Source organism: Marinomonas aquimarina, from assembly GCF_900089755.1.
Taxonomy (GTDB): Bacteria; Pseudomonadota; Gammaproteobacteria; order Pseudomonadales; family Marinomonadaceae; genus Marinomonas; species Marinomonas aquimarina.
The window spans coordinates 113,698-126,660 of record NZ_FLOC01000001.1 but is presented as its reverse complement, the minus strand read 5'-3'; the positions used below and the strand labels follow the sequence as shown (position 1 = coordinate 126,660).

The window sequence follows — 12,963 nt, the reverse complement described above, 5'->3', positions numbered from 1 at the left end:
GCAATCCCTTTGTGAATAGTGGAGGTCTCCCATGATTAATAGCCCAACTTTATCCGTATCATCTTCTGCTCCCAAAGCTACGAAAGCACCTGCGGCTTCTGCCGCAACGGGAACGCAGCAAAGCTTTGGCTCGGCGTTTGAAATTGCCAATCAGGCGGCTCAAAACAAACCGAAGGCATCAGAAAAAAACCATTCTAATCAATCGTCTAAAGATATAAATCAGGATGATCATGCGGTGAAGGGAGACTCCATTAAAGAGACTCCTAGAGAGCCTGACGCTAGCCATACGCAGGCGCGTGACACGGATGAGCCGACAGCATCGGATACAGATTCCAAAGCACAAAAGCATGAAGAGAATACTGAGATCTCTGCTAAGCGGTCTTCGTCGACAGATGAAAAGAGCTCTAAAGCGTTAGAAGACGGCAAAGAGCTGCAAGCGGATGGGCAAAACCTTGCAGTGGATCAGGCTGCTACTCCGCCTTCGCCTGAAGCAGAAAAGGGTGAGCAGGAATTGGTGTCTGAGCAGGAGTCAGTGTCTGAGCAGGCGCCATTGTCCGCTGAGGAAGAGCTACCGTCCTCTGCGCTCGTTGCTAAGAGCGGAAAACAGCCAGTAGAGACTGAATCTGATGTACAGGGCGTGGCGGCGACGGCTGACAGTGAACCGTCGGCGACCACTCCCTCTATGCCTGAGCAGCTAACATTGAATGGTTCTGATGAGCCTCTTAGTGATGAGACGGTAAAAGCAGAAGAGGCAGTACTTAATCCACCTGTTGATGGTGAGGTAGAGCAAGGGCACACACTGGCCGCGCAAGATCCGCAGGCCGAGGCAGTAAAGGCTTCAGAAGAGATTGAAAGTGTTACGGTTTCTGTTAATGGGGCGAATGTTCAGGGGAGCCGAACCCCGCCAGAGACAAGTGGGACTGCTCATGCGAGCCAACTAACCCCTGAAGGGGGAGTGCCTGGAGTTGGTGCGAGTACGGCAAAGAGTAACGAAGCCAATCCTGTCGTGGCGGGAGCAACACTTGAAAGCCAAGCGCTAAATCAGGTAGCGCAAACGGTTACCACTGAAGAAGGTGGCGCTGACCTTGATAATAAAGCTCATGATAATCTGCGTTGGGTGATGGAGCAGATGTCGAAAAAAACTGAGCAAGCAGGGACTGGCTCGCCGTTAAGTCTTGCCGCTCAAGGCAATGTTGAGTTGTCGGAAACTGAGGTGCTAAGTAATCTGGTCGATGGCGAGCTTGTGTTAGACAGTGACAAAATAGAATTGCCTAAAGACATCAGTGATATGCTGGGGGGAAAAAAGACCCTTGATCAGTTGATGGCGAATTTAGGGAGTCAGTTGCAATCCTCTCCTAATGCGGCACAGGCACAAACGCCGTCAGCTTTTAGTGCTGTCCCTACGGCGGCTGCAGCAGCCCGACCAGAGGGGGCTGCAGCCCAGTTGACGATGCAGTCATTACCTAATTCAGCGACCTTTGCGGCAGAAATGGCGACCAAGGTGTCATGGGCTTCTAAGGAAGGACTTAAAACCGCACATATACACTTGGATCCCCCCGAGCTTGGCAGCTTGACGGTGAAAATCAGTGTCGATCATGAGTCCAATGCCCATGTCAGCTTTGTGGCCAGTTCAGCCCAGGCGAGAGATGCGCTAGAAGGGCAAATGCAACGTTTGCGCGAGATGCTACAGCAGCAAGGAGTTGAGTTGGATTCCGTGGATGTGGAAGTGTCGCAGGGCAATGATCAGGCTTTTAGTTCAGGTCAATCTGCTGAAGATAATGGGGCGGATGGTCGCGGCACTGGAGTGGGTTCTGGGGATGAGCTACTGGACGGCGATGAGCTGGAAAATGTGGGCTATGTCTTACCTGAGGAGCAAGGGATTGACTATTACGCATAGAAAACCATGGTGATTCACTATAATCTTTGTAGAATAGTGGTCTTTAGCATTTCTAAAATGTAACTCGCTAATTTGCATGAACAAGGGTTGTATATGGCAGATGAATTAGATGTTGGCGCTGATGATGGAAAAAAAGGCGGCAAAAAGAAGCTGATCATCATTATTCTGATGGCGTTATTGGTATTAGGTGGCGGCGGTGCGGCAGCCTATTTCTTTCTGTTGAGTGGTGATGATTCAGAAACTACGGCAGAAGGCGAGGGAGCGGCGGCAACCGAGATGGTGCAAACCGAGGGGCCAGCCATTTATTTGGATTTAGACCAGCCGTTTGTGGTCGATTTCTTAGTGTCAGGTAAGCAACGTTACCTGCAACTAAATATGACCCTGAAATCACGAGATCAAGGCCAAGTGGATGCAGTGAAGTTGCACATGCCATTGATTCGAAACAGCTTAGTATTATTGTTCTCCAGTCAGTCATTTGATGAGCTACAGACGGTTGAGGGCAAGCAGAAGCTGAAAAGCGCCGCCGTGGAAACGATTAACAATATCCTGACTCAAGAAACGGGGTTGGGTGGTATTGAAGACGTATTGTTCACAAACTTTGTGATGCAATAGGACGGTTACATGGCTGCGCAAGACTTATTATCTCAAGACGAAATCGATGCGTTATTACATGGCGCCGATGACAAGCCTGATGCGGATGATAATGCCGACGCAGGCGGGATATCGTCTTATGATATTACCAGCCAAGAGCGTATTGTGCGTGGGCGAATGCCCACGCTGGAAATGATTAATGAGCGTTTTGCTCGTTATACTCGTATCAGTCTTTTCAACTTACTGCGCCGCACCGCCGATGTGTCATCGGGTGGTTTGCAGATTATGAAGTTTGGTGAATACGTGCATACCTTGTACGTGCCAACCAGTCTTAATTTGGTTAAATTTCGACCGCTGCGCAGTACCGCGTTGTTTATCCTCGACGCAAAATTAGTCTTTAAACTAGTCGATAACTTCTTTGGTGGTGACGGCCGTCACGCCAAAATTGAGGGGCGTGAATTCACGCCCACAGAGATTCGTATCGTACAGCTGATGTTGGAGCAGGTATTTGTCGATTTGACCGAAGCTTGGGCGCCAGTATTAAAGGTCGATCTTGAATACATCAGCTCCGAAGTGAACCCGGCCATGGCCAATATCGTGAGTCCAAGTGAAGTGGTGGTGGTGTCGACATTCCACATTGAATTGGATGGCGGTGGTGGCGAGTTGCACATTACTTTACCTTATTCGATGATTGAGCCTGTGCGTGAGCTGTTGGATGCAGGGGTGCAGAGTGACGTCGATGAGAAGGATGAGCGTTGGGGCAAATCGTTAGAGCAAGACGTGCGCGAGTTAGACGTTAAGCTACAGGTCAATGTCGTCAATAAAAAAGTAAAGCTTGGCGATGTCATGAAGTTCAAAGCTGGGGATATTATTCCGATTGAAATGCCTGAGCTGGTCACAGTTCGAGCGAATAATGTTCCCTCTTTTAAGGGTAAGCTTGGTGTCAGTAATGGGCACTATGCCGTCGAAATGATTGAAAGTTGTAAAACTACAAAAAGTTAGGTTTTAGGTATGGCAGAAGAAACAAACCCTGATGCAGAAGGAATGGACGCAGATTTAGCCGACGAGTGGGCGGCAGCAATGTCTGAAGCCGGCGACGCTGGCGGTGACAGTGGCGATCTGGATGACGAATGGGCGGCGGCCATGTCGGAACAGGAGGTTAAGCCGGTTCAGCTTGACCAACTCGGTGCGGCCCCAAGTGTGTCAGGATTAGGCTCTGATATGGAGCTGATCATGGACATTCCAGTGACGTTATCAATGGAACTGGGAAACACCGAAATTGCCATCCGTAACCTATTGCAACTGACTCAGGGGTCAGTAGTAGAGTTGGATCGTTTTGCAGGGGAACCGTTGGACGTATTGGTCAATGGAACCCTGATTGCGCATGGGGAAGTGGTCGTGGTCAACGATAAGTATGGTATTCGTCTGACCGATGTGGTCAGTCCAAGTGAACGTATCAAACGATTGAAGTAACTCTAATGGCCCGCTTAATCACCTTTGTTAGCTTGCTTTTCCTGCCGCTCTCTGTGCTCGCAGAGCCCTATTCTGGGGGCATCAAAATGGCCGATGCATCGTCCATTTGGCGGCTGTTTTTAGCATTGGCTTTCCTAATGATTTTGATTCCGCTGGTGATTTGGGGATTAAAACGCTTACAAGGGCTACAGCATAAACTGTCGAAGTCTGAAATTCAGATCATTGCCTCCCAGTCGATCGGCACCAAAGAAAAACTGATTTTGGTTGAGGTGCAGGGCAAGCGGCTGCTGTTAGGGTCAACGCCTCAAAGCATCACCTGCTTAAATGAGTTTGAGGCTAACGCCAATCAGTTTGCCGAATTGATGAATGAACAGTTGGCCAATGAAAAATAACCTCTTCCTAATACGACACCTGGTGCTGGCTGTGTTGGCGATGGCACCATTTTTGGCTTGGGCCGAGCCTGGTCTGCCAGCGGTGACTGTGACGACCAACCCTGATGGCAGTCAAGAATACACGGTAACCCTGCAAATTCTATTTATCATGACGGCGCTGACGCTTTTGCCTGCCGCCTTGATCATGATGACCTCCTTTACACGCATCATTATTGTCTTGTCCATTTTGCGTCAGGCGATTGGTCTACAGCAGTCACCATCGAATCAGATCATGCTGGGGATGGCGCTGTTCCTGACTCTGTTTATTATGACGCCGACTTTAGATTCCATCAATGAAGTCGCGTTACAGCCTTATTTGAATAACGAGATGACCTCCTTGCAGGCCGTGGAAGCAGCCTCTGTCCCAGTGCGTGAATTTATGTTGGCGCAAACGCGGGAAGACGATGTCGCCTTATATGTGAAGCTGGCGGGCAAAGAAGGGGAGATTGAATCGCTGGATACCTTGCCATTTACCATTTTGATGCCGGCGTTTGTCACCAGTGAGTTGAAAACCGCTTTTCAAATCGGTTTTATGTTGTTTATCCCGTTTTTGATTGTTGATATGGTGGTTGCCAGTGTCTTGATGGCCATGGGTATGATGATGCTGTCACCAGTGATTATCTCATTGCCGTTTAAGATTATGTTGTTTGTTATGGTCGATGGCTGGTCGATGATTATGGGCACCTTGGCTGCGAGCTTCGGGATATAGGTATGGATCCACAGGTTATACTTGATCTTTATGGGCAGGGCTTTTACTTAATCGTGGTCATGGTGTCGGCCGTGATGGTGCCGAGTTTGGTGGTCGGTTTGATGGTGAGTGTCTTCCAAGCGGCGACGCAAATCAACGAACAGACTTTAACCTTTTTACCGCGTTTTGTGGTGACCATCTTCGCTATTATGCACCTAGGCCCTTGGTTATTAATGAGCCTGACGGACTTTTTTCATCAACTATTCATTGATATTCCCATGTTGATTGGCTAATGCTGGCGCTTAATCCTGATCAATTGATGGCGCTTACAGTGGGCTTCTTATTGCCATTTTTTCGTATCGGGGCCTTTCTGATGGCATTGCCACTGTTCGGCAGTCAGCTGGTCAGTGTGCGAGTTCGTCTTATTTTTGCTTTTGTTATCTCAATTATTGTTACCCCTGTAGTGACAATTCCCGCTTACGACCCGATTTCTCCAGGTTTTATTCTGTTAATTGCTGAACAGCTTATCATTGGCATTGTGCTTGGGTTTGTGGTCACCGTGCTGTTTCAGATATTTGCTTTGGCTGGGCAGTTGGCGGCGATGAAAGCCGGCTTAGGTTTTGCCATGTCCAATGACCCTGCGAACGGCATCACGGTGGCGACGATTGGTCAGTACTATATGACCATGGCGGGGTTGGCGTTCTTAGGCACTAATGGTCATCTGGTGATGATTGAGTATTTGGTGGAAAGTTTTGACTATTGGCCGGTGGGCAGTGGTTTCGACAGTCAGCGCTATTGGGATATTTTGATGTTAGGTGGCTGGTTGTTTGAAAAAGCTTTGTTGGTAGTGATACCGCTTGCGGTGGCGACACTGATCATGAATATTTCGTTTGGTATCGTAGCTAAGGCGTCGCCGCAATTGAACATCTTTGCCATGGGTTTCCCTGTCATTATGCTGTTCTCACTGCTCTTTCTCTGGATCATGATGCAAGACTTTTTGGACATCTATCGGTTATTCTTCCAAGAGTTGACGACTTGGTTGCAAGATACTTGGGGGATCAGCAGCGATGGCTGAGAACGAAGACGGTACTGAAAAAACCGAAGACGCCAGTGCCAAGAAACTGCAAGACGCCCGTGAAAAAGGTAATGTGGCTCGGTCACGAGACCTGAGCAGTGCGGCGTTATTAGTGGTTTCGGCGGTGGCGATGTACATGGTAGGGATGCTGATTGTCGACGACTTAATGAGTCTCTACACCTTTAACTTCTCGCTCGCACGAGAAGATCTGTTTGATGTGGCGATGATGATTCACCATCTCTATGTCTCTATCATGACCGCAGTGGATTCCTTGACGGTGTTTATGTTGATCGTTGCTGCGGCGGGCATTATTGGCAGTGTGGCCTTAGGTGGCTTTAACTTCACCATGCAAGCCGTGCAGCCAAAATTGTCCAAGATGAATCCCATTACTGGCCTTAAACGCATGTTTTCGGTGCAGTCCTTGGTAGAGTTGCTGAAATCGACTTTGAAAATCCTGTTGGTAGGAACTGTGGCAGCGTTTGTGCTGATGCATTACCTGCCGACTTTAACAGGGCTCGCCTTTGAAACCATTGGTATGGCGTTATCTCATACCCTGGAAATACTGATTTGGGCATTTATTCTGGTGTCGTCCTCTTTGATCATTATTGCGGCCATTGATGTGCCGTTCCAAGCTTGGCAACACAAAGACAAGCTGAAAATGACCAAGCAGGAAGTAAAGGACGAACATAAGCAGTCGGAAGGTGATCCACAGGTAAAAGGGCGTATTCGCCAGTTACAACGCCAAGCCGCCATGCGTCGTATGATGTCTGATGTACCGAAAGCCGATGTCATCATCACCAACCCGACCCACTATTCGGTCGCCCTTCAATATGATCAGGAAAGTGGTAAAGCGCCAGTGCTGTTGGCCAAAGGCAACGATTTTATTGCCTTGAAGATTCGAGAGATTGGCAATTACTATGATATCCCTGTGATACAATCTCCCGCCTTGACCCGTGCGGTGTACAAGCATACCGAAATCGGCGATGAAATCCCTGAAGGTCTTTTTAAGGTGATTGCTCAGCTGCTGGCGTACGTTTACCAGCTGAAGCTGGCCAGAAGTGGTGAAAAGCCACCAGAACAAATGCCCAGCTTAGATGTACCGGAAGAGTTTCAATGGAATGGGGATATTTGATTTTTATGTACCGAGGTATAAGTGGAGTTTGATCGTCAGCGCATAACTGGACAGATGAGAGGTGTTCTAAGTGGTAACTTAGGGGTGCCTTTTATTCTATTAGCGTTGCTGGCCATGATGGTCCTGCCGCTGCCAGCCTTTCTTTTGGACGTGCTATTTACCTTTAACATTGCCCTCGCCATCGTTGTGCTGCTGGTGGCGGTCTATTCTATGCGTCCGCTGGACTTTGCCGTTTTTCCGACCATTTTGCTGGTCTCCACCCTAATGCGTTTGGCCCTGAATGTGGCCTCGACTCGTGTCGTATTGCTGAATGGTCATGAGGGGGGCGATGCTGCCGGTAAGGTGATCCAAGCCTTTGGTGAAGTCGTCATCGGCGGCGATTATGTGGTCGGTTTTGTGGTGTTTGCCATCTTGATGATCATTAACTTTGCGGTAGTGACCAAAGGTGCAGGACGTATTTCCGAGGTGAGCGCACGTTTTACCTTGGATGCCATGCCAGGTAAACAGATGGCCATCGATGCCGATTTGAACGCTGGTATGATCGATGCGGATCAGGCCAAACAGCGCCGAGATGAAGTCTCTGCTGAGGCGGAATTTTATGGCTCGATGGACGGTGCCTCGAAATTCGTAAAGGGTGACGCAGTTGCCGGTATGATGATCCTAGGCATCAATATTGTTGGTGGTTTGCTGATCGGTACCGTGCAGCATGGCCTGACGTTTGTGGAAGCGATTCAGGTGTACTCTTTGTTGACCATTGGTGATGGTCTGGTGGCGCAAATTCCATCCTTGATGCTGTCGACTGCAGCGGCGATTATGGTAACCCGAGTTAATGAATCGGGCGACATGGGCCAACAGATCTATGGTCAAATGTTTGGCTCGAGTAAGGCCTTGTACATTGCCGCAGCGATTTTGACCGTGATGGGTATCGTGCCTGGCATGCCGCACTTCTCGTTCCTATCATTGGCTGCCATTGTCGCCGGTGGTGCTTATTTTATTGAGTACCGCAAGAAACAAAAAGCCACGATTAAATCCGCTGCTAAGGGTGCCACTAAGGGCGAAGGCTCGGGTGCGGCACAGCCGCCAGCGGAAAGTAAGGACCTAAGTTGGGAAGACGTTGCGCCAGTGGATATGCTTGGCTTAGAGGTCGGCTATCGTCTGATTCCATTAGTGGATAAAAGCCAAGGTGGTGAGCTGCTGGCCCGTATCAAAGGGGTACGTCGTAAACTCTCTCAAGAGCTAGGGTTCTTGGTACCGAGTGTGCACATCCGCGATAACTTGGATTTAATGCCCAATGCTTACCGTATCACTCTGATGGGGGTGAGTCTTGCTGAGGCTGAGGTGCACCCTGATAAAGAGTTGGCCATCGATCCTGGACAGGTGTTCGGAAAAATCGATGGTATCCCAGGCAAAGACCCGTCATTTGGTTTGGATGCGGTATGGATTGACGTGAAAAAGCGCGACCAAGCGCAAACCTATGGCTATACCGTGGTGGATGTCAGCACGGTCGTTGCCACCCATATTAACCAAGTGATGCAGAAACATGCCTACGAGCTGATTGGCCATGATGAAGTGCAGCAACTGCTGGGCTTGCTAAAACAGCATAACCCTAAACTGGCCGAGGAGTTGGTGCCCAATACCGTACCATTAAGCGTCTTGCTCAAAGTCTTGCAAAACCTGCTGCAAGAAAACGTGCCATTGCGCGATATGCGTACCATTGCTGAAGCCATTATGGGGGTTCAGCCGAAGTCTCAAGATCCGATGATCTTGACTGCTGCGGTGCGTACTTCGTTGGCACGTATGATTATGCAGTCTTTGGCTGAAGGCGTAGAGGAAGTGCCTGTCATGACTCTGGATCCACAGCTAGAGAAAATGCTAATGCAAACCGTGCAGCAGAGTCAGCAGTCCGGTATTAAGAATGAAGAAGCCCTGATTCTTGAGCCGCAAATGGCTGAGCAGCTACAGAAATCCTTCCGCGAACATGCCGAACAACAAGAGGCGATGGGCAATGCGCCGATCTTAATTGTCTCCGCTCCGATCCGCCCGATGCTAGCCCGTTTTATGCGCTATGGTGGGGTTGGAATGTCGGTACTTTCTTATCAAGAGGTACCGGATAACAAGCGCGTGACTGTGGTGGCCGTGATTGGTGGGTGAAATAAGGAAAAGCATTGATTTTCGAGCTATATTTATCAAAACCTTTCGGGTAAGCTATGGATTTGTATGCATAAATAGACTTAAAGGACTGGTATTCAATGCAGTATAGGCGGTTTCGAGCTCCCGACATGCAAAAGGCGATACGTAAGATACGTGACGCTGTCGGGCCTGATGCTGTCATTATGTCCAATAAACGTCTTCCTACTGGTGAAGTAGAGATTCTTATTGCCATTGATTACGATGGCTCCATGACCCCAAAAAATGGGCCGCAGAATAAAGCCGAGCCCAGTGCTGTCAGTGCACCGATAGACAGTCCTAGCGCCGCTAAGCCCAGCGCTTCCTACCAAGAACGTATTGAACAAGCGCGCAATATGAGCGGCGCGTCTGCACCAAAAGCCAAAGGTGAGGCCTATGAGGTGTTTGAAGAAGCGCCAGCACCTGCGCCGAAGCGCTACGTCGAGCCAGAGCCTGCTATTCAAGAAGATCTGTCGATTAGACCACACGTGCAAGAGCGTCCATCGCCTGATGAAGAAAAGCTGCGTGCGATGGAGAAAGAACTTGAGCAAGTGCGTCGCTTGTTGGAGCAAACCCAAGAAGACAAGCAGCAGGCTGTCGCTCAATCCGCCGTGGCTAAGCGTCAAACACTTGATCAGCGCTTACAGCAACAGCTCAAAACATTGGGGCTGTCTGATCGAGTCATCGAAAAAATCGTTGCTGACTTGTCTTTAACTGGACGTGAAGAAGATTGGAAAAAAGCTTTGTCACATTTAGCTGATAGCATTCCGATTCGTTCTAGTTCAGAGGCGTTTAGTGGCTGCATCGCTTTTATGGGGCCGACCGGAGTCGGTAAGACCACCACGATTGGTAAAATTGCGGCTCAGTACGTCCTCAAATATGGCTCTAACAGTGTTGTCCTGATCACCACGGATACTTATCGTATCGCGGCCCATGAGCAGCTGAGAACCTTCGGTCGCATTTTAAATGTGCCTGTAGAAGTGGTAAACGAATACACAGATTTAAACGAAGTGTTGGATAAGTACTCGGAGTATTCCTTGATATTAGTGGATACGGCTGGGATGAATCCGCGCGATCGCAACCTTGAGCGCCAGCTGGCCATGATGAAGCGAGCTCGGGGTTACCTCAAGAAACTGCTGGTTTTACCTTGCACGAGTCAACGACAAGTTTTAAAAACAGTGGTGGATGTCTATTCACAAATCCAGTTGGATGGTTGTGTGTTAAGCAAGCTGGACGAGTCGGCTTCTTTAGGCGAGGCCATCAGTGTTGTGATAGAAGAAGGCCTGCCGGTTATGTATGTGGCGGACGGGCAAAGAATTCCAGATGATATAGAACCGGCTAGGGCACATAACTTGATCAGTCGAGCCGTATATACGGCCGAACAATTCGGTCAGCTATACGGTGTCCTCAAGTACGGTAGTTAGTAAAAATTCGTTATTTGGCAGAGCAATGCTAACGACGGTATAGTACATTTGTATCGAATATGCCTCCCGAATAACAATTTTAGAGTTTTGGCGTATGACAACGCAAAGATGGATGTAGCATGTACACAAAGAAGGCGACGTTATCGATAGATGCGATTGTACTGAAGTATGACTTCTTAGTTAAAAAAATCGCCTACCACTTGCTGGCTAGATTGCCGAGCAGTGTTGATATCGATGATTTAATACAAGCAGGGATGATGGGCTTGATTGAGGCTTACAAGCGCTTTGAATCTAGCAAAGGCGCCTCATTCGAAACCTACGCTGGCATTCGTATTCGCGGTGCGATGATGGATGAAGTGCGTAAGAGTGATTGGGCTCCCCGTTCCGTAAGGCGTAATAGTCGTGCTGTTAGTAGTGCGATCAGGGAAGTCGAGTCCATCAGCGGTCGCGAGGCCACTGACTTGGAAGTTGCCGCACATATGGGCATTAGTATTGACGAATATCATGAAATCCTGCATTCATCTATGTCGACTCAGTTGTTTAGCTACGAAGAAATGTTGGATAGTGAGAGCGGTAGTCACGAACTGGATATCAAGGTAGAGGGAGAAAGCAGTCAGCCTGACCAATTGGTGGCTGAAGCGGGCTTTCAAGTCCAGCTAGCGCAAGAGATCGAGCGTCTACCTGAGCGAGAAAAGCTGGTGCTGTCCCTGTACTACAATGACGAATTAAACTTAAAAGAAATTGGTGCCGTACTTGGCGTCAGCGAATCACGCGTCAGTCAAATACATAGCCAAGCGGCGATGCGATTGCGCTCAAGGCTTGGAGGCTGGCAAGATTAATGAATATGATAGAAATGACTTTACCTAAGGGTTGTGGAGGTTGCATTGGATAAAAATATGAAAATCCTGATTGTTGATGATTTCTCAACGATGAGACGTATCATCAAAAATCTACTTAGGGATTTGGGATTTACCAATACAGTCGAAGCGGATGATGGAACGACTGCGCTACCTATTCTGCAAACTGGCACAATTGATTTTCTTGTGACGGACTGGAACATGCCTGGTATGACAGGTATCGAGCTTCTTCGAGCTGTTCGTGCTGACGAAAAACTGAAAACTATTCCTGTTTTAATGGTGACTGCAGAAGCAAAACGTGACCAAATCATCGCCGCTGCTCAAGCGGGGGTAAACGGTTATGTTGTGAAGCCTTTTACTGCTGTGGCCTTGAAGGAAAAAATCGAAAAGATTTTCGAACGTATCGATTCCGCAAAATAGGGGCTGTCAATGTCTAGTGAACACGAGTCAAAACTTGGAGAGTTCGAGTCGGTCGTTAAAGATGGCGCGGTTGATTTGCTAAATAAAATTGAGGTCGGTGACTTCAGTGGCGCAATCAAGGTTATCCAAGAATTAAGCGAGGCTCGCCATAATAGCTTTTATAACGAAGTGGGTTGTTTAACTCGAAGCTTACATGATGCCATTCGAGACTTTCAGATCGACTCAGTAGATATGATGGTGAAAAGCGGCGTGTCCGATGCCGAAGCAGGCTCAAGAATCACAGACGCTTCAGATCGCTTGAATTATGTCATTGAGATGACAAGTTCTGCTGCCAACAAAACCATGGATATGGTGGACAGCAGTGTCCCCGTCGCCAGTGAGTTGCAGAATCAAGCTCGAGAACTACACAAAGATTGGAATCGCCTGATTCAGCGAGATTTAACACCACAAGAGTTTCGCGACCTCTATAAGCGAATTGATGCCTTTCTAAAATACACTGATGAAAGTGCGACCACCTTGCATAACAATTTGAACACCATTTTGTTGGAGCAAGGCTATCAAGACCTCACTGGACAAGTGATTACACGCGTTAATGAATTGATACGTGATGTAGAAGAACGTTTAGTTCACCTTGTATCCGTGGCGGGGCGAGTTGACAGTATCTCTGGTATCGAACACGAGTCAGAGAACAAGGAAAGTAATGACGACGATCGAGGCCATGGGCCCGCGATTAATAAGAATGATAACCCTGAAGTACTAAATAATCAGGACGAAGTTGACGATCTACTTTCGAGTCTTGGTTTTTAAAA

Annotated in this window: 14 protein-coding genes; all 14 read left to right on the top strand. The window is 48.4% G+C overall.

Annotated features, from left to right (window positions below; translation table 11 throughout):
• The first annotated feature begins 31 nt into the window (after positions 1-31).
• Positions 32-1,897 carry a flagellar hook-length control protein FliK gene (locus tag MAQ5080_RS00695; protein ID WP_067204046.1) on the top strand — a complete coding sequence of 622 codons (1,866 nt, stop codon included), beginning with the start codon at positions 32-34 and terminating at the stop codon, positions 1,895-1,897.
• 93 nt (positions 1,898-1,990) lie between these two features.
• Complete coding sequence (locus MAQ5080_RS00690; RefSeq protein ID WP_067204044.1) at positions 1,991-2,509, top strand: flagellar basal body-associated FliL family protein; 519 nt, start codon at positions 1,991-1,993, stop codon at positions 2,507-2,509.
• Positions 2,510-2,518: 9 nt separating this feature from the next.
• Positions 2,519-3,490, top strand: coding sequence for a flagellar motor switch protein FliM (gene fliM / locus MAQ5080_RS00685; RefSeq protein ID WP_067204042.1), 972 nt, complete (start codon positions 2,519-2,521; stop codon positions 3,488-3,490).
• A 9-nt stretch (positions 3,491-3,499) separates the two neighbouring features.
• On the top strand, positions 3,500-3,961 hold the full coding sequence (fliN, locus tag MAQ5080_RS00680; protein WP_067204040.1) for a flagellar motor switch protein FliN: 462 nt from the start codon (positions 3,500-3,502) through the stop codon (positions 3,959-3,961).
• 86 nt (positions 3,962-4,047) lie between these two features.
• Positions 4,048-4,353, top strand: a complete 306-nt coding sequence (fliO, locus tag MAQ5080_RS00675; protein ID WP_197464533.1) for a flagellar biosynthetic protein FliO — start codon at positions 4,048-4,050, stop codon at positions 4,351-4,353.
• Between the two features lie 40 nt (positions 4,354-4,393).
• Positions 4,394-5,101: a flagellar type III secretion system pore protein FliP gene (fliP, locus tag MAQ5080_RS00670; RefSeq protein WP_231870752.1), complete on the top strand. Its 708-nt coding sequence runs from the start codon at positions 4,394-4,396 to the stop codon at positions 5,099-5,101.
• Positions 5,102-5,103: 2 nt separating this feature from the next.
• Complete coding sequence (gene fliQ, locus MAQ5080_RS00665) at positions 5,104-5,373, top strand: flagellar biosynthesis protein FliQ (protein WP_067204034.1); 270 nt, start codon at positions 5,104-5,106, stop codon at positions 5,371-5,373.
• The gene (fliR, locus tag MAQ5080_RS00660) at positions 5,373-6,155 is read left to right on the top strand and encodes a flagellar biosynthetic protein FliR (RefSeq protein WP_067204032.1); all 783 of its coding nucleotides are present in this window, start codon (positions 5,373-5,375) and stop codon (positions 6,153-6,155) included. The genes fliQ and fliR overlap by 1 nt, the downstream gene beginning before the upstream one ends.
• Positions 6,148-7,287, top strand: coding sequence for a flagellar biosynthesis protein FlhB (gene flhB / locus MAQ5080_RS00655; protein ID WP_067204031.1), 1,140 nt, complete (start codon positions 6,148-6,150; stop codon positions 7,285-7,287). The genes fliR and flhB overlap by 8 nt, the downstream gene beginning before the upstream one ends.
• Before the next feature lie 54 nt (positions 7,288-7,341).
• Positions 7,342-9,438 (top strand): flagellar biosynthesis protein FlhA, encoded by a 2,097-nt coding sequence (flhA, locus tag MAQ5080_RS00650; RefSeq protein WP_067204028.1) that lies wholly within the window; start codon positions 7,342-7,344, stop codon positions 9,436-9,438.
• Positions 9,439-9,536: 98 nt separating this feature from the next.
• Positions 9,537-10,877, top strand: coding sequence for a flagellar biosynthesis GTPase FlhF (gene flhF / locus MAQ5080_RS00645; RefSeq protein ID WP_067204026.1), 1,341 nt, complete (start codon positions 9,537-9,539; stop codon positions 10,875-10,877).
• Between the two features lie 119 nt (positions 10,878-10,996).
• The gene (locus MAQ5080_RS00640; protein ID WP_067204024.1) at positions 10,997-11,716 is read left to right on the top strand and encodes an RNA polymerase sigma factor FliA; all 720 of its coding nucleotides are present in this window, start codon (positions 10,997-10,999) and stop codon (positions 11,714-11,716) included.
• A 57-nt stretch (positions 11,717-11,773) separates the two neighbouring features.
• Entirely contained in the window at positions 11,774-12,154 is a 381-nt protein-coding gene (locus tag MAQ5080_RS00635; RefSeq protein ID WP_425324508.1) for a chemotaxis response regulator CheY, read from the top strand.
• A 9-nt stretch (positions 12,155-12,163) separates the two neighbouring features.
• Positions 12,164-12,961, top strand: coding sequence for a protein phosphatase CheZ (locus MAQ5080_RS00630; protein WP_067204020.1), 798 nt, complete (start codon positions 12,164-12,166; stop codon positions 12,959-12,961).
• Positions 12,962-12,963 lie beyond the last annotated feature (2 nt).

Coding starts and splice junctions, on each gene's coding strand:
- MAQ5080_RS00695 (WP_067204046.1), top strand. CDS start 32: ATGATTAATAGCCCAACTTTATCCGTATCATCTTCTGCTCCCAAAGCT.
- MAQ5080_RS00690 (WP_067204044.1), top strand. CDS start 1,991: ATGGCAGATGAATTAGATGTTGGCGCTGATGATGGAAAAAAAGGCGGC.
- fliM (WP_067204042.1), top strand. CDS start 2,519: ATGGCTGCGCAAGACTTATTATCTCAAGACGAAATCGATGCGTTATTA.
- fliN (WP_067204040.1), top strand. CDS start 3,500: ATGGCAGAAGAAACAAACCCTGATGCAGAAGGAATGGACGCAGATTTA.
- fliO (WP_197464533.1), top strand. CDS start 4,048: ATGGCCGATGCATCGTCCATTTGGCGGCTGTTTTTAGCATTGGCTTTC.
- fliP (WP_231870752.1), top strand. CDS start 4,394: ATGGCACCATTTTTGGCTTGGGCCGAGCCTGGTCTGCCAGCGGTGACT.
- fliQ (WP_067204034.1), top strand. CDS start 5,104: ATGGATCCACAGGTTATACTTGATCTTTATGGGCAGGGCTTTTACTTA.
- fliR (WP_067204032.1), top strand. CDS start 5,373: ATGCTGGCGCTTAATCCTGATCAATTGATGGCGCTTACAGTGGGCTTC.
- flhB (WP_067204031.1), top strand. CDS start 6,148: ATGGCTGAGAACGAAGACGGTACTGAAAAAACCGAAGACGCCAGTGCC.
- flhA (WP_067204028.1), top strand. CDS start 7,342: ATGAGAGGTGTTCTAAGTGGTAACTTAGGGGTGCCTTTTATTCTATTA.
- flhF (WP_067204026.1), top strand. CDS start 9,537: ATGCAGTATAGGCGGTTTCGAGCTCCCGACATGCAAAAGGCGATACGT.
- MAQ5080_RS00640 (WP_067204024.1), top strand. CDS start 10,997: ATGTACACAAAGAAGGCGACGTTATCGATAGATGCGATTGTACTGAAG.
- MAQ5080_RS00635 (WP_425324508.1), top strand. CDS start 11,774: ATGAAAATCCTGATTGTTGATGATTTCTCAACGATGAGACGTATCATC.
- MAQ5080_RS00630 (WP_067204020.1), top strand. CDS start 12,164: ATGTCTAGTGAACACGAGTCAAAACTTGGAGAGTTCGAGTCGGTCGTT.